Raw genomic sequence first — 15,366 nt, 5'->3', positions numbered from 1 at the left:
CTGTCTCCTTATTGTGCGGCCGTTTGCGCGGCGCGTTTCTTTTCAGCATGAGCCATGAGGCCGTCGCGCACCCATGCGCCGTCGTCCCAGGCCTTATTGCGGGCCTCCATGCGATCGGCGTTACAGGGGCCGTTGCCTTTGAGCACCTCAAAAAATTCCGTCCAGTCCGGGTCGGAATAGTCGTAGCCGCCTTTGGCCTCGTTCCATGTCAGGTGTTCGTCCGGGATGGTCAGGCCCAGAAACTCAGCCTGTGGCACGGTTTGATCGACAAATTTCTGGCGCAGCTCGTCGTTGGTGTTCATCTTGATCTTCCACGCCATGTTTTGCGTGGAATGCACCGAGTCCGCATCAGAAGGGCCAAACATCATCAGGGAGGGATACCACAGGCGATTGAGCGCATCTTGAGCCATTTTCTTTTGTGCATCAGTGCCTTGTGCCATCTTCATCATGATGTCGAACCCCTGGCGTTGATGAAAGCTCTCTTCTTTGCAGATGCGGATCATCGCGCGAGAATAGGGCCCATAGGAGGTGCGTTGCAGCGGCACCTGGTTCATGATGGCCGCGCCATCCACCAGCCATCCGACAGCCCCAATGTCAGCCCAGTTGAGCGTGGGATAGTTGAAGATGGAGGAGTATTTCATCCGCCCATCGAGCAGCATTTCCGTCAGTTCATCGCGGCTCACACCCAGCGTTTCGGCGGCGGCATATAGGTAGAGGCCGTGTCCAGCCTCATCCTGTACCTTCGCAAGCAGGATCATCTTGCGCTCCAATGTGGGCGCCCGGGTGATCCAATTGCCTTCTGGAAGTTGGCCGACAATTTCGCTGTGCGCGTGCTGGCCGATCTGGCGGATCAGGGTCTTGCGATAGCCCTGGGGCATCCAGTCACGCGGCTCCACTTTGATATCGGCGTCAATCCTGGCCTGAAATTCTGCGAGCTTTTGCGGATCTTCCGTTGTGGCCTCTGATGCGATCATCTGAGCGTACATGAATGGGGTCCTCCTCAGGTATTGGGTCTCAGACCCTTTCGAGAATGAGCGCGGTGCCTTGTCCAACACCAACGCACATGGTGCAGAGCGCATAGCGCCCGCCGGTGCGTTTGAGTTGATATGCTGCGGTCAACACGATGCGCGCGCCTGACATGCCAAGTGGATGGCCAAGGGCTATGGCGCCACCTTGTGCATTCACATGGGGGGCATCATCCGCAATCCCCAGTGCACGCAGTGTCGCAAGGCCCTGTGAAGCAAAGGCCTCATTCAATTCGATCACATCCATCTGCTCAATGGTAAGACCAGCGCGGGCCAGCACTTTGCGTGTCGCAGGTACGGGACCAATGCCCATCACACGCGGTTCTACTCCGGCAGCGGCCATGCCAACCACGCGCGCCATGGGCGTGAGGCCGTTTTGCACCGCCGCGGTCTCTGTGGTCATCAGAACAGCCGCGGCACCGTCATTTACGCCGGAGGCATTTCCTGCGGTGACCGTCTGATCCGGGCCGTTCACGCCACGCAGTTTTGCAAGCTTGGCGGCATCGGTTTCGGGCCGGGGATGCTCATCCGTTGTGATGACCAGATCATCTCCCTTGCGCTGGGGTAGCGTCACAGGCGAAATTTCTGCGTCGAAAAATCCAGCCCTATGCGCAGCGTGCCATCTCGCCTGTGAACGCGCAGCAAAAGCATCCTGATCCGCGCGGCTGATGTTGTAATCTGTGGCCACGTTGTCGGCGGTTTGCGGCATGCTGTCGATGCCATATTGCGCTTTCATCTTCGGATTAACGAAGCGCCAGCCAATTGTGGTGTCATAGACCTCATTGCTGCGGGAAAAAGCGCTGGTGGCCTTGGGCATCACAAAAGGCGCACGAGACATGCTTTCGACACCGCCGGCCAGCACCATATCGTAGTCTCCGGCGCGCAGACCGCGCGATGCCATCCCAATCGCATCCATGCCTGAGGCGCACAGCCGGTTGATGGTGGTGCCGGGGACATCTGTGGGCAGGCCTGCCAATAGGGCCGCCATACGTGCGACGTTGCGGTTGTCTTCTCCGGCCTGATTGGCGGAGCCATAAATCACATCATCGAGGCTGGCCCAATCGACCTTAGGATTGCGCGCCATGAGCGCGGCAATGGGCAGGGCTGCGAGGTCATCCGTGCGAACAGCAGAAAGCGCGCCGCCATATCGGCCAATCGGGGTGCGCGTTGCGTCGCAGATGAAGGCTTCAGTCATGTTGTCTCCGTTGGTGTTCTGGGCATCCCCAAATTCATCGACCGTTTGGTTGGTTTATCTTTTGATGCGATTCGATGCAATAATGAGTTACTGAAATGAGACTGAATGCTGGATTGTGTAACGCAATGCAGCTTACTCATTCAGCAGAATGAGAAATCTCAAACGCATCGGGATTTTTGCATCTGTTGGCAATTGAGGATATCGGTTCTTTGGGGGCGTCCTTGTGTTTTCGACTGCGTCAAATGTGGGTTTGTGCCAAGAAACGCAGAGTTTGTAGCAGTACAGAAACACGAGTTGGCGTCGCTGGTAAGGCTTTCGTCGCAACGTCCTGCATACACGCTATTGGATCATTTTTACTGCAAAATCTCCCTAAAGGTGTTTTTTTGTCATAAAAATCACGCTTGATCTCAAAGCTTTGAGTCAATGTGATTTCGGGCGATGATCGGTCCCAATCGCAGACTAGCACGCGCAATTCATGGGGCGACTTGAGCCCGGGTATCTCTCTTGAGGTCAACCTTAATGAAGACTGCCAAGCCAAATGCGCCGCATCGCCGGCATGTGTTACAGGGGCGTTTTGACGCGGCTGATGTGTTGCGCCCGCCGGGAGCATGTGGGCCGGAGATATTTGAAAACCTCTGTACGCATTGCGGTGACTGTGCCGAAGCCTGTCCACAGGCGATTATCACCGCAGATCAAAATGGATTTCCAATATTAGATGTGAGCCTGCGCGCCTGCACGTTTTGCGGCAAGTGTACGGAGGTTTGCAAAACAGAGGCGCTTTCAGATGCACATCCCTGGATGTGGCGCGCGGATATCGCGGAAACCTGCCTTTCAGTTCACGCCATTTCCTGTCGGGCATGTGAGGATCATTGCGACGAAGTTGCAGTGCGCTTCCGTCTGATGACCACAGGACGCGCGCAGCCGGAAATAGACCGCGATCTTTGCAGCGGCTGTGGCGCCTGTGTCGGCGCCTGTCCCACCCAATCCATTTCATTGCGGCGCGTTGCGCCGTCCACTCTGCCAGCCCATTCACAGCCAGCGAGACCTGACCATGTACAACATCTGCGGATGCCTCGTTCACGCGATGCCTGAAAAAGCGCCGAATATCGTTTCGGCCATTGATCAAACTGAGGGATGTGAGGTGCACGCCTTTGAAGGTGGGCGCATCGTTGTGACTGTTGAGGATACGGACACACGCCGCGCATCGGAAATCATCATGGGTATGCATCAGATTCCCGGCGTGATCACCGTTACGCTGACCTACCACCATTTTGAAGCATCAGGCGCGCAATCGGCCGCCGCGCAAGCGCATTGAAGGAGGACCGCCATGACATTGCCAACGTCTCGTCGCACATTTCTTAAAGCTTCCGCTGCGGCTGCCACCGCTTCGGCTGCCGGTATCACATTGCCAACGGATGCAGTCGCACAGGTGGGGACGCCCGATATTCGCTGGGACAAAGCGGCCTGTCGCTTCTGTGGCACGGGCTGTTCCGTGTTGGTCGGAGTAAAGGATGGCAAGGTGGTGGCGACACAGGGAGATCCAGAAGCGCCAGTGAACCGGGGGCTGAATTGTATCAAGGGCTATTTCTTATCCAAAATTATGTATGGTGCTGACCGCCTGACCACACCTTTGCTGCGCAAGACCAATGGCACTTATGACAAAGATGGGGAGTTTACTCCGGTTTCTTGGGAAGAAGCCTTTGATGTCATGGAAGAAAAGTTCAAAGCCGCGCTGAAAGACAAAGGGCCCAGCGGTATCGGTATGTTTGGCTCGGGCCAATGGACAGTCTGGGAAGGCTATGCCGCGGCCAAGCTGATGAAAGCTGGGTTTCTCTCCAACAACATCGATCCCAACGCGCGCCATTGCATGGCCTCCGCGGTGGTCGGGTTTATGCGCGCCTTCGGCATTGATGAGCCGATGGGATGCTATGATGATTTTGAACACGCCGACACCTTTGTGCTTTGGGGCTCCAATATGGCCGAAATGCACCCGATCCTCTGGTCGCGGCTGACAGACACTCGGCTGACCAAGCCGGGCGCACAGGTGCATGTCTTATCGACCTTTGAGCACCGCTCTTTTGAGCTGGCGGACAATGGCATGATTTTCACGCCTCAGACCGATTTGGCGATCCTGAATTTCATTGCAAACTACATCATAGAAAATGATGCGGTGAATTGGGAGTTCGTGAACAAACATACGAGCTTCCATACGACAGCGACAGATATCGGATATGGGTTGCGGCCTGAAAACCCTCTTCAGGAAGCTGCGGCCAACCCCAACAGTGGCAAGCTCGAAAGCGTCGATTTTGAAACCTACAAAGCTCTCGTGAGCGACTACACCGTCGAAAAGGTCAGCGCGTTGTCGGGCGTTCCTGAAAGCGCGCTTTTACGGTTGGCTGCTCAATATGCTGATCCAGAGCGCAAGGTGATGAGCCTTTGGACGATGGGATTCAATCAACATACGCGCGGGTCCTGGGTGAACGGGCTGTGCTATAATGTGCATCTCCTGACCGGTAAAATATCGGAACCGGGCAATTCGCCATTCTCTCTCACCGGGCAGCCCTCCGCCTGTGGAACCGCAAGGGAAGTTGGCACGTTTTCTCATCGATTGCCTGCCGACATGGTCGTCAACAATGATGCGCACCGAGCGATTTCTGAAAAGAAATGGAAGCTGCCAGCGGGTATTTTGAATGCCAAGCCGGGCTCCCATGCGGTGCAACAGAACCGTGATCTGAAGGACGGAAAAATCAACGCATATTGGGTGCAGGTGAACAACAATATGCAAGCGGCTCCCAACATGAACGAGGAGGGATATCCCGGCTATCGCAACCCAGAAAATTTCATTGTGGTTTCCGATCCCTATCCCACGGTCACGGCGGTTGCGGCGGATCTTATTCTGCCCACCGCGATGTGGGTGGAGAAAGAGGGGGCCTATGGAAATGCGGAGCGCAGGACCCAGTTCTGGCGCCAGCAAGTGGATGCGCCGGGCGAAGCAAAATCAGATCTCTGGCAACTTATGGAGTTTTCCAAACGGTTTCTCACAGATGAGGTTTGGCCCGATGACATATTGTCGGCCAATCCTGAGTTCAGGGGTAAAACGCTCTTTGAGGTGCTTTTTGCCAACGGACAGGTTGATAAATACCCGCTTTCAGACACAGCGGAAGGCTTTGCCAATGCGGAGTCCGAAGCCTTTGGCTTTTATGTTCAAAAGGGCCTGTTTGAAGAATATGCCACCTTTGGGCGTGGACATGGGCATGATCTGGCTGCGTTTGATACTTATCACAAAGAGCGCGGTCTGCGCTGGCCTGTGGTTGACGGAAAAGAAACGCGTTACCGTTTCCGTGAAGGCTATGACCCCTATGTGAAAGAAGGGGAGGGCGTGCGGTTCTATGGCCATAAAGATGGCCGGGCCAAGATCATTTTTGCCCCCTATGAGCCACCAGCGGAAAGTCCGGACGAGGATTTCGATCTTTGGCTGGTGACTGGGCGTGTGCTTGAGCATTGGCACTCAGGTTCCATGACGCGCCGCGTGCCAGAGTTGCACCGTGCCTATCCCTATGCGCAGGTCTTTATGCATCCGGAAGATGCCAAATCCCGTGGCCTGCGGCGTGGGCAGGAAATCACGATTTCCACTCGTCGGGGCGAGATGCACAGCCGCGTTGAGACGCGAGGGCGCAATAAAATGCCGCGCGGCGTTGTCTTTGTTCCGTGGTTTGACGAGGGGCAGTTGATCAACAAGCTCACGCTTGATGCCACATGTCCGCTTTCCAAGGAGACCGATTTCAAGAAATGCGCCTGCAAAGTTGCGCGCGTCTGAGATGCAGCCAAAGGGCGATCTGCTCGCCTGAGTACGCCAAGGAGACAGAACGATGAAATTTCAGAAGACTTTCAGTGCTTTCATTGCCGCTTTTTTGATTGCTCTGGGCGGCATGGTTTGGGCAGATCAGGCAGGTAACGTCAAAGCGCTCCGTGCGGATCCGCTCGATGGTTTGAACCGCATTGATGAGGTCAAACATCAGGAAGCCCGTCGTTTCGTGCGCAACTACCGCCAACAGCCGCCACTCATTCCGCATTCTATTGATCAGTATCAGATCGATTTGAGTGCCAACCAGTGTTTGGCTTGTCACGACTGGAGCGTCGCAGGAGATCGCGGTGCGCCCACGCTTTCCATGACACACTACCTTGATCGAGACGGTCAACAGTTGGATGCGATCGCCGGCACACGATGGTTCTGTAACCAATGCCATGTGCCTCAGGCCAACACGCCTGCCTTGGTGGACAATGTCTTCACCCCCTCCCACTGACCCTATCGGAAAGGAGCGAGCGCATGTCTGAGCAAGATGAAAAAACGGGCAAACCCAAGGGGTTCTTCCGCCGTGCGTGGCACATCGTCAGATCTCCAACCGGCAGTTGGTCGCTTGGAGGTCTCTTGGTGTTTGGCTTTGCATCCGGGATTTTGTTCTGGGGCGGCTTCCACTGGGCTCTGGAGCTCACCAATACGGAGAAGTTCTGCATTTCCTGTCATGAGATGGAGCGCAACTTCGTCGAATACAAAGAAACCGTGCACTACAACAATCACTCTGGCGTGCGCGCGACCTGTCCGGATTGTCACGTGCCAAAGGAGTGGCAGCATAAGATCGTTGCCAAAATTCTCGCCAGTAAAGATGTCTATCACACTTTGATGGGCACCATCGATACCCCCGAGAAATATGATGCGCATCGGCTTCATATGGCGAGTTTGTCATGGGTGAAAATGAAGAAAAGTGACAGTCGCGAATGTCGAAACTGTCACAACTTCGAATACATGGATTTCACCATTCAAGAGAACCGTGCCGCCGCGCAGCATCAACAGGCGTTGGATGAGGGGAAAACATGTATTGATTGCCATCAGGGGGTCGCTCACAACCTGCCAGCGGGATATCTGGAAAAATACAAAGAGGTTACCAAAGACTTGGAGATCGAAGCGAAATCATCTCCGGTGCAGGACAGAGCTATTGCGACTGCGGGCGCCGAAATTGAGAACTACTTGACACGCAATTGAGCTGACAGCTTTTGGTCTTTGGTTTCGATGTGGCGCGTTGTCGGCTGAAATTATGGCGCCGACGCTCGTAAAGAGGGTCGGCGCGTACCTTGGGTTTCGTGAGCGGTCTGGCATGGGCACAGACAGATCAAAATGCCAAGGCGTAACATTTTGATCAGACAACCAACGCCTGAGGGAGGAGGAGGGAGAGTAGGCGTTGGTCGTCTAAATGCGTCACATATGCCTAGGGAGGGCTGCGGCGCAGGTCGTTCCCGGAAGCAGTTGATCCATTCCCCAGATCCTGTCGTTCCGTGTAACCTTGATATGGTGCAATTCTAAACAAATCGTTTTTGAATCTAAGAAGATTCATTGTGAATTCATGCCAAATGGCCGGTGTCTTGTTTTTGGTGCGTCTCGTACCGGCATATCGTCTTGACGCTTAGGGCGCGCTCAGGCCAAATCGCGTCAAACGGGTGAAATGGGGTAGGGTGACAATGCTGAAGAGCTTACAGGCAACCGTGCTCCGTTTTCTGGAAAAGGGCGGCTTTGTGCGCAGCTCGCACCTGGCCCTGTCTTTCATGTTTGCCATTTTTCCCTTCTGTCTATTTGCTTTGTCGCTTGCCGGTGTGCTCAGCCCACAGGCCAAAGTCGATGATCTGGTGAATTTTGCCATTGGGGCCTGGCCGGATGCGATTTCGGGGCCCATTGAAAGCGAGCTGCGTGCGGTGCTTCAGGCCGGGAGTTCAACGGTGACCGTAGGGGCGCTTCTGGCGATTATCTTTGCCTCAAATGGTGTCGATGCGATCCGGCTTGTCATCACGGATGCCTATCGCGAGACCGATCCGCGCCCCTTCTGGAAGACACGAGGCCTGTCGATCCTTTTTGTGATCGCCGGATCATCCCTGTTTGTTATCGCAGGCGGCGTCAGCCTGATTGTGCCACTGGCCTTGCACTACTTTGATGAGTTTGTGCCGTGGCTCAATCAATCCATTCTCAGTAACGAGGATTTCCGCCAGCTGGTCACGATCTCGATCAGCCTGTTCTTCCTATATGCCTGTCACAAATGGCTGCCAGGGGTAAAACACAAGACAGGTGACCTCTGGCCGGGCATTTTATTGTGCGTCATCCTTTGGTGGGTGGCCTCTAAAGCCTTTGCTTTTTATATCTCCAGTTTTTCGACCTATTCCGTGACCTATGCAGGATTGGCCGGGATCATGTCGGCTTTGGTGTATCTCTATCTCATGTCTGCAATCTTTGTGCTGGGCGCGGAATTCAATGGCCAACTGATGGAAGAGCGCCGACGCGCAGCATGATTGCCTCATCCCGTATTGTTGCGGATTGCACCCTCCTCGACTTTGCGTAAAGTCGCCCCACTCAGGGGAGGAGACCGGGACATGACAACCACCATTGATGCGCTGTTCACTGCGCGCGCCAAGCTCTTTGAAAACAACGTTTTTCTGCGTGTGCCAGGCAATGCTGAACGGGCCTATCATCCAGATGGGTATGACTGCACATATGGGCAGGCGCTGGCGCAGGTCATGCAGATAGCAACAGCCTTCAAAACCGCAGGTTACGGCCATGGACACCGCGTTGCCGTGTTGCTTGAAAACCGGCCTGAAATGTTGCTTGTAAAACTGGCGCTGGCACGGTGTGGCATCAGTTGGGTCCCGGTTAATCCAGACTATCGCCCTGCGGAGGTGGCCTATCTGTTGCAGGACTGTGGTGCTGAGCTGGCGCTGGTGGCGCCCACGCTCACAGAGTTGATGCAGGCGGGCATCGCCGAGAGCGGGCGTGACGTGCAGATGGTGGTGTTTGAGCAAACCTTGCCAGCATTGCCGCAAAGCCCCTCCACGCCGCCCAAATCAGGGCCGCCCACCGATGAGACAGAATCCAGTTTGATCTACACCTCTGGCACCACGGGGCGCCCCAAGGGCTGTATGCTCAGCCATGCCTATGAGGTGGAAATGGGGCAGTGGTACGCTTCTCGCGGTGGTCTGATCCAATTTGAAGCGGGGCACACCAAAGTTTACTGCCCCCTGCCGCTTTTTCATGTGAATGCAGCCATTTTGCTGTTTATGGCAGTCATCGAAACCGGCAGCACCCATATCGTTACTGAGCGGTTTCGCGCCAGCGCGTGGTGGCGTGAACTCGCGGAAACAGAGGCGACAGCGGCGCATTATCTGGGCATCATTATTCCGGCTCTGATGAACCGGGCACCGGAAGACTGGGAGCAGAAACATAAAGTCACATGGGCCGTTGGGGCAGGGGTGGAACCCACCTTGCACCGCCCCTTTGAAGAGCGCTTTGGCTTTCCGCTGGTCGAAGTTTGGGGCATGACCGAAATGTGCCGAATGCTGGCGGATTGTCATGAGCCGCGCCAGATCGACACCCGCGCAATGGGGCGGCCACAGCCGGGGCTGGACGTGCGTGTTGTAGATGAAAATGACATCGAAGTGGCGCGCGGTACGCCCGGTGAAATGGTGTTGCGCTATAGCGATGCGACCCCAAGGCGCGGCGCGTTTTCCGGGTATCTGAACCTGCCAGAGGCCACAGAGGAGGCCTGGCGCGGAGGCTGGTTTCACACCGGCGATACGGTGATGATGGATGACAGCGATATGGTGTTCTTTGTGGATCGCAAGAAAAACATCATCCGCCGCTCTGGCGAGAACATTGCCGCTGCTGAAATCGAAGCTTGCCTGCAGGACCATCCCAAAGTGGATCGCGTTGCGGTTGTGGCTGTGCCTGATGCGATGCGTGACGAAGAGGTCATGGCCTGCGTGCAAATAATTGGTGATGTTTCAGAGGCTTTGGCAGAAGAGCTGTTTGAGTGGTGCTTTGCGCGGCTGGCCTATTACAAGGCGCCGGGTTGGATCCGTTTCATGGCTGATATTCCAGTGACAGGAACCCAGAAAATTCAGAAACATAGTCTGTTTGGTGCGGAGTCTGATCCAACAGAAGGCGCTCTGGACTACCGTGGACGTAAGAAACGCGGGTGATTTTCAGCAGATTACACGAAACGGGCTGGTGTCACAAAGAATGATGAAATCCCGGTCCGTTTCGATGAGATGCCAGCCGCGTTTGCGCACGGCAAGTTCCAAAGCCGCGCGCCCGCACTCTCGATCTACATCCGCTACCCGACGCTTTACCGCGCAGGTTTCCCCGGTTGTGAGGGTTTTGAAAACCTGATCCAGCCAAGTCTGACCGGTGGTCGTATGTGCCAGTGTGGGTTGCATAGGTTTACTTGACGGTACCTTGGTAAAGGACGAGTTAACCGCGCTTCCCTAATTTTACAAAAACACAAAAAAAGCCCGAAGTATTGCACTTCGGGCTCATTTGTTTTGGCATTTTAAGGTGCGATCAGCCGCGACGACGGCGGCGACCACCACGTCCACCGGATGCGGCGTCATCCGGGGATTTGTTGAACTTGATCCACTCTGCACCACCGTCGTCGTTGTTGGTCAGGAAGTTGGCAGCGCGGATGGCTTCCATTTCCTTACCGGCGCGCGCCTTGGTGGAGCCCATGCCGAAGAGTTTTACGAAAGTTTCGTCGTCCATGCCTTCTGGCAAAACCACACCGGCGGCTTCAACTTCTGCTTTCTTCTCAGCGATCTTTTTAGGACCGATTGGCAGCGCAACCGGGTTCATGATCGCGGAGGTCATGCCCGTGGCCATCGCCATTGGCAGGAAGGCGTTGTTGATACCGTGACGGTTTGGCAGGCCAAACGAAATGTTGGACGCGCCACAGGTGGTATTCACACCCAGTTCATTGCGCAGGCGGTTGTTGAGTTCAAACACCTGCAGACCCGCAGTGCCCATGGCGCCAATTGGCATCACCAGAGGATCAACCACGATGTCATGCGCCGGGATGCCAAAATCGGCAGCGCGTTCAACGATCTTTTTGGCAACCGCGAAGCGTACTTCCGGATCTTCGGAGATGCCGGTGTCATCGTTGGAAATCGCCACAACAGGCACATTGTATTTGGCCACCAGCGGCAGAACCACTTCCAGACGCTCTTCTTCACCGGTGACGGAGTTCAGCAGCGGACGACCTTTAGCCGCGGCCAGACCTGCCTCAAGCGCGCCGGGCACAGAGCTGTCGATACACAGCGGGCAATCGGTCACTTCCTGTACTTTTTCCACCAGTTGACGCATCAGTTCTGGCTCAACAAAGTTGTTGTCCGCGTAGCGGGGATCTTCGGCCATTTTGTTGGAGAAGACCGCGCCGGAGTTGATGTCCAGAACGGTGGCGCCGGCGGCAACCTGTGCCAGCGCGTCGGCCTGCACGCGGGAGAAATCGCCGCGCTCCAGCTCTTCGTTCAGGATTTTACGACCCGTGGGGTTGATGCGCTCGCCGATCACGGTGAAAGGCTGATCAAAGCCCATGATCGCGGTTTGGGTTGCAGATTCAATAATGGTACGGGTCATGGTCAGTCCTGTTGTGCAGCAGCGGGTTTGGTAGAGGCGCCGCCATTTTCAATGGCCCAGTTGGCATTGGTTTTGATGCCACCGAGCGGGAAGAAGTGTACTTTTTCGATGTTGAAGTCGGGGTTGGCCGCCTTGTGTGCTGCCAGACCGGCCAGAACTTCGGTGGGCTCATGTGGCAAAAGCAGTTTGGACACATCTTTCGCGCGCTTCTGGAGCACTTTGAGAGATGGGCCAACGCCACAGGCAATGGCGAATTTGATCATGGTCTGCAGCTTGGCAGGGCCTGCGATGCCGATATGGATCGGAAGGTTCATTCCGCGCTCTTTCAGCGTGTTGGCCCATTCGATCACCGGCTCTGCTTCAAAGCAGAACTGCGTCGCCAGCGCCATGGAGGCGTCGGTGCGTTTGGAATATTCCTGTTTCCAGTCCAGCGCAGCATAGGTGTTGGTGCGCCCGCCATCGGGGTCGATGTCCATGTTGGGCTCTGGGTGGCCCGCCACGTGCAGGTTGGTAAAGCCCGCTTTGTCAAACAGGCCTGTGTCCAGCAGTTGCATGGAGTCAGAGAAGTCGCCATGTGGGGTTGTCACACCACCGGCCAACAAAAGCGCCTGTTTCACGTCGGCTTCGCCCTGATACATGGAGATCCAGTTTTCCAGGGTGGCCTTGTCTTTGATGATGCGCGCCGGGAAGTGGGGCATCACATCATAGCCTTCGCCTTTGATGCGCTTGGCTGTGGCAACCATGTCTTCGATTGGGGTGCCTTCGATGTGCGCGATATAAACGCGTGTGCCCTCTGGCAACAGAGCGCGGAAATCCTCAACCTTTGCCGCTGTGCGCGGCATGACTTCGATGGAGTAGCCTTTCAGGAAAGCTTCCATCTCCGGCGAGGTGGTCTTGCCCTCATCCGACTTGCGCTTGAAATTCAACAAAGCCATTGCGGCCTCCCAAAACGAGGGGCGTGTCATGCCCAGCCTTCATTTGCGATCAGAGCCTTGATGCGCTCGCGATCGTATTCTGCCTCAAGCCGCGCCACCTCATCCTCCAAGATGGTTTGCGGCTCACCTTCTACTGTGTAGGGATCAGCCTTGCGCCATTCTGCCAGATACGCATCGGTATCCGCAGCGCCGACTTTCATTGCAGCGCGGTCAATGGCTTGTTCAAAGCGTTCGGCCAAAGGTTTTTTTGCGCCACGACGCCCTTTGCCCACAATCACCTGAGCTGGAATATCGCGCCAGTAAACAATGGTAACATCAGGCATAGGATTTGATTCCTCCAGTATTCGGTAGAACATTCCTAGGGCAGGGACGGCGACCGGCTTGGCACAATTTCGACAAAAGGACAGCTTAACGCGACCTCGGGGTTTGTTGTGAGCACTTTGTAGCCCTGACAAAGCGCGCTCGCTATGCGGTGCGGCGTGAAATCTTTACATGATAAAGATGAACGGCGCAGGGGCGTAAAATCAATGCTCGGTTTCAAGCTATTGAATGGGTTGGAGGGATTGCGTGGCGGGAGCCGACAGACTAGGTTGAGAGCAACACGAAATGGAGGGCGTGACGATGGCGCCCAAGCGTCCCAAAGGTGCGGGCGCATTCCCAAAACCGGTTGAGAGCCCCGCGCCCAAACCGCCCGATCCCAGCACGCTCTATGCGGCGCTGGATCTGGGCACAAACAGTTGTCGCATGCTGATTGCTCAGCCAAAGGGCAGCCAGATTCATGTGGTGGACAGCTTTAGCAAGTCTGTCCAGCTGGGCTCCGGACTGGAGAGCACCGGCCGTTTGTCGCGTGGCTCAATGCGGCGCACCATACAGGCCATGCGCATCTGCCAGCAGAAGCTCAAACGCCACAAGGTGAAGCGCATGCGGCTGGTGGCCACAGAAGCCTGCCGTCGCGCCAAGAACGCACGGGATTTTGTGCGTCAGGTGCGGCGTGAGACCGGCTTGCAGTTGGAGATCATACAGGCCGAAGAAGAAGCACGTCTGGCCGTGATCAGTTGCGCGCCTTTGGTCTCCACCAAGACGGAACAGCTCTTGGTGGTGGATATTGGCGGCGGCTCTACAGAGCTTGTCTGGATTGATCTTTCCTCGGTACCCCGTATCGAGCGCCCACGCGCGATCATGCGCCTGCGAGGCGGTTTTCACACGGTCGACAGCCCATTTCCGGCTGCCAAAGTGGTGGATTGGATTTCGGTTCCTCTCGGGGTTGCCACGCTGCGAGATCAATTCCGGGATGTGGAAGATGATGCTGCGCGCTTTGCCCTGATGAGCTGGTTTTTTGAGGAGAACCTGAGCGAGTTTGCCCCTTATAAAGATGCGCCCCCCAGTGAGGGGTTTCAGATTATCGGCACCAGCGGCACGGTGACAACTGTCGCGGCGAGCCATCTTGGATTGCGGCGGTATGACCGCAACAAGGTGGATGGGCTGCGCATGACCAGTGATCAGATTGACAAGGTGATCCGTGGCTATCTGGATTTGGGGCCAAAGGGGCGGCGTAATGATCCGCGCATCGGGCAGGATCGCCAGGCTCTGATCATGAGTGGCTCTGCAATTTTGCAGGCGCTGTTGCGCTGCTGGCCGACGGATCGGCTCTCTGTTGCAGACCGCGGGCTGCGGGAGGGGCTGCTTTATGCGCAGATGAGTGCAGATGGAGTCTTGGAGGACGGGCATTTTTAAGACGTTCGGATTGCGGTTCGCCTTGTGAAGCTGGCAAAAATGATTAGAAGACACTCTCTCTAGAGAAAACGGGTGCGGATATGGCCAAGAAACCGACCGGCAAGAACACATCAGGACGCGGACAGCGTGATTTGACCATTAAGGTCAAGTCTGCGCGCGGGCGCAAATTGTCCAGCACCCGTTGGTTGCAGCGCCAGTTGAATGATCCCTACGTTCAACGCGCCAAGGCCGAAGGCTACCGTGGCCGCGCGGCCTTTAAAATTATGGAACTGGATGACAAGTATCGCTTTCTCGTGCCCGGTGCGCGGGTTGTGGATCTGGGTTGTGCGCCCGGTGGCTGGTGTCAGGTCGCCGTGCCGCGCGTGAATGCGCTTGGCGAGAAGGCTGGCAAGAAAGTTGGCACCATTCTGGGGGTCGATCTTCAGGAAGTGGAGCCTATTGCGGGCGCTGAAATCCATCAGCTCGATTTCATGGAAGACGATGCCGATCTGAAGGTCAAAGACTGGCTGGGTGGCAAAGCGGATGTGGTCATGAGCGATATGGCCGCGGCCAGCTCCGGACATAAACAGACCGATCACCTGCGCATTATGGCACTCTGTGAAGCGGCAGCTTACTTTGCATTTGACGTTCTCGAAGAGGGCGGCACCTTTGTGGCCAAAGTATTGGCCGGGGGGGCGGAAGGCGAGCTTCAGAAGCTCCTGAAACAAAAGTTCACCAAAGTCGCCAACGTGAAACCACCCAGCAGCCGCTCAGACAGTTCCGAAAAATTTGTGGTCGCCACAGGCTTTCGCGGCTGAGCGAAACTTGCCACTGGCCTTATGCGTTGCGGCGCAGGGAGCTTGTGGCATTTTGCAGCAAGCGATCCGCAAGGAAATCACCCTCAGCGCGCGCGGCTCTGGCCTGCGCGCTTTGTGATGCAAGGTTCTGTTGGCGCAGAAGCTCGAACAGACGCGCATGGCGCGAGACCTTTTGAGGCTCGGCTTTGGGCGTCGCAAATAAAGCCTGAAACATGAATATCTCCTATGGCAGCAA

16 protein-coding genes are annotated in these 15,366 nt (G+C 55.8%); 9 read left to right on the top strand and 7 right to left on the bottom strand.

Annotation, left to right across the window (positions count from 1 at the left end):
* Positions 1 to 8: 8 nt before the first annotated feature.
* On the bottom strand, positions 9 to 986 hold the full coding sequence (paaA, locus tag J7382_RS05810; RefSeq protein WP_209067941.1) for a 1,2-phenylacetyl-CoA epoxidase subunit PaaA: 978 nt from the start codon (positions 984 to 986) through the stop codon (positions 9 to 11).
* A gap of 28 nt (positions 987 to 1,014) precedes the next feature.
* Positions 1,015 to 2,220, bottom strand: a complete 1,206-nt coding sequence (gene pcaF, locus J7382_RS05805) for a 3-oxoadipyl-CoA thiolase (protein ID WP_209067940.1) — start codon at positions 2,218 to 2,220, stop codon at positions 1,015 to 1,017.
* A 519-nt stretch (positions 2,221 to 2,739) separates the two neighbouring features.
* Between pcaF and napF the strand changes: the two genes are divergently transcribed.
* The 7 genes from napF (at position 2,740) to J7382_RS05770 (ending at position 10,236) form a co-directional block, all read left to right on the top strand.
* On the top strand, positions 2,740 to 3,312 hold the full coding sequence (napF, locus tag J7382_RS05800) for a ferredoxin-type protein NapF (RefSeq protein ID WP_209067939.1): 573 nt from the start codon (positions 2,740 to 2,742) through the stop codon (positions 3,310 to 3,312).
* Positions 3,272 to 3,535 (top strand): chaperone NapD, encoded by a 264-nt coding sequence (locus J7382_RS05795; protein ID WP_209067938.1) that lies wholly within the window; start codon positions 3,272 to 3,274, stop codon positions 3,533 to 3,535. The genes napF and J7382_RS05795 overlap by 41 nt, the downstream gene beginning before the upstream one ends.
* 12 nt (positions 3,536 to 3,547) lie before the next feature.
* Positions 3,548 to 6,037, top strand: a complete 2,490-nt coding sequence (gene napA, locus J7382_RS05790) for a nitrate reductase catalytic subunit NapA (protein WP_209067937.1) — start codon at positions 3,548 to 3,550, stop codon at positions 6,035 to 6,037.
* A gap of 52 nt (positions 6,038 to 6,089) precedes the next feature.
* Complete coding sequence (locus tag J7382_RS05785; RefSeq protein ID WP_247744860.1) at positions 6,090 to 6,524, top strand: nitrate reductase cytochrome c-type subunit; 435 nt, start codon at positions 6,090 to 6,092, stop codon at positions 6,522 to 6,524.
* Positions 6,525 to 6,547: 23 nt separating this feature from the next.
* Positions 6,548 to 7,261, top strand: coding sequence for a NapC/NirT family cytochrome c (locus tag J7382_RS05780; RefSeq protein WP_209067936.1), 714 nt, complete (start codon positions 6,548 to 6,550; stop codon positions 7,259 to 7,261).
* Between the two features lie 473 nt (positions 7,262 to 7,734).
* Complete coding sequence (locus J7382_RS05775; RefSeq protein ID WP_209067935.1) at positions 7,735 to 8,553, top strand: YihY/virulence factor BrkB family protein; 819 nt, start codon at positions 7,735 to 7,737, stop codon at positions 8,551 to 8,553.
* Positions 8,554 to 8,634: 81 nt separating this feature from the next.
* Positions 8,635 to 10,236, top strand: a complete 1,602-nt coding sequence (locus J7382_RS05770; protein ID WP_209067933.1) for an AMP-binding protein — start codon at positions 8,635 to 8,637, stop codon at positions 10,234 to 10,236.
* Between the two features lie 3 nt (positions 10,237 to 10,239).
* Here J7382_RS05770 and J7382_RS05765 read toward each other — a convergent pair whose 3' ends face one another.
* From J7382_RS05765 to J7382_RS05750, 4 genes are all read right to left on the bottom strand, one after another.
* The gene (locus J7382_RS05765; RefSeq protein ID WP_058240829.1) at positions 10,240 to 10,473 is read right to left on the bottom strand and encodes a hypothetical protein; all 234 of its coding nucleotides are present in this window, start codon (positions 10,471 to 10,473) and stop codon (positions 10,240 to 10,242) included.
* 124 nt (positions 10,474 to 10,597) lie between these two features.
* A complete protein-coding gene (locus J7382_RS05760; RefSeq protein WP_209067931.1) occupies positions 10,598 to 11,665 on the bottom strand; it encodes a dihydropteroate synthase in 1,068 nt (355 codons plus the stop codon).
* 2 nt (positions 11,666 to 11,667) lie between these two features.
* Positions 11,668 to 12,600 carry a methylenetetrahydrofolate reductase gene (locus J7382_RS05755; RefSeq protein WP_209067929.1) on the bottom strand — a complete coding sequence of 311 codons (933 nt, stop codon included), beginning with the start codon at positions 12,598 to 12,600 and terminating at the stop codon, positions 11,668 to 11,670.
* A gap of 26 nt (positions 12,601 to 12,626) precedes the next feature.
* The gene (locus J7382_RS05750; RefSeq protein WP_209067927.1) at positions 12,627 to 12,923 is read right to left on the bottom strand and encodes a virulence factor; all 297 of its coding nucleotides are present in this window, start codon (positions 12,921 to 12,923) and stop codon (positions 12,627 to 12,629) included.
* Between the two features lie 298 nt (positions 12,924 to 13,221).
* On the opposite strand from J7382_RS05750, the gene J7382_RS05745 reads away from it, so the two are divergent.
* Both J7382_RS05745 and J7382_RS05740 read left to right on the top strand, forming a co-directional pair.
* Positions 13,222 to 14,334, top strand: a complete 1,113-nt coding sequence (locus J7382_RS05745; RefSeq protein ID WP_209067926.1) for a Ppx/GppA phosphatase family protein — start codon at positions 13,222 to 13,224, stop codon at positions 14,332 to 14,334.
* An 80-nt stretch (positions 14,335 to 14,414) separates the two neighbouring features.
* Entirely contained in the window at positions 14,415 to 15,131 is a 717-nt protein-coding gene (locus J7382_RS05740) for an RlmE family RNA methyltransferase (protein ID WP_209067924.1), read from the top strand.
* A 19-nt stretch (positions 15,132 to 15,150) separates the two neighbouring features.
* On the opposite strand, the gene J7382_RS05735 is transcribed toward J7382_RS05740, so the two are convergent.
* Positions 15,151 to 15,345, bottom strand: coding sequence for a hypothetical protein (locus tag J7382_RS05735; protein ID WP_058240825.1), 195 nt, complete (start codon positions 15,343 to 15,345; stop codon positions 15,151 to 15,153).
* Positions 15,346 to 15,366 lie beyond the last annotated feature (21 nt).

The organism is Shimia sp. R11_0, from assembly GCF_017744035.1.
Taxonomy (GTDB): Bacteria; Pseudomonadota; Alphaproteobacteria; order Rhodobacterales; family Rhodobacteraceae; genus Shimia; species Shimia marina.
Note: the sequence above shows the minus strand (reverse complement) of the source record. Positions and strands in the feature narration are given on the sequence as shown.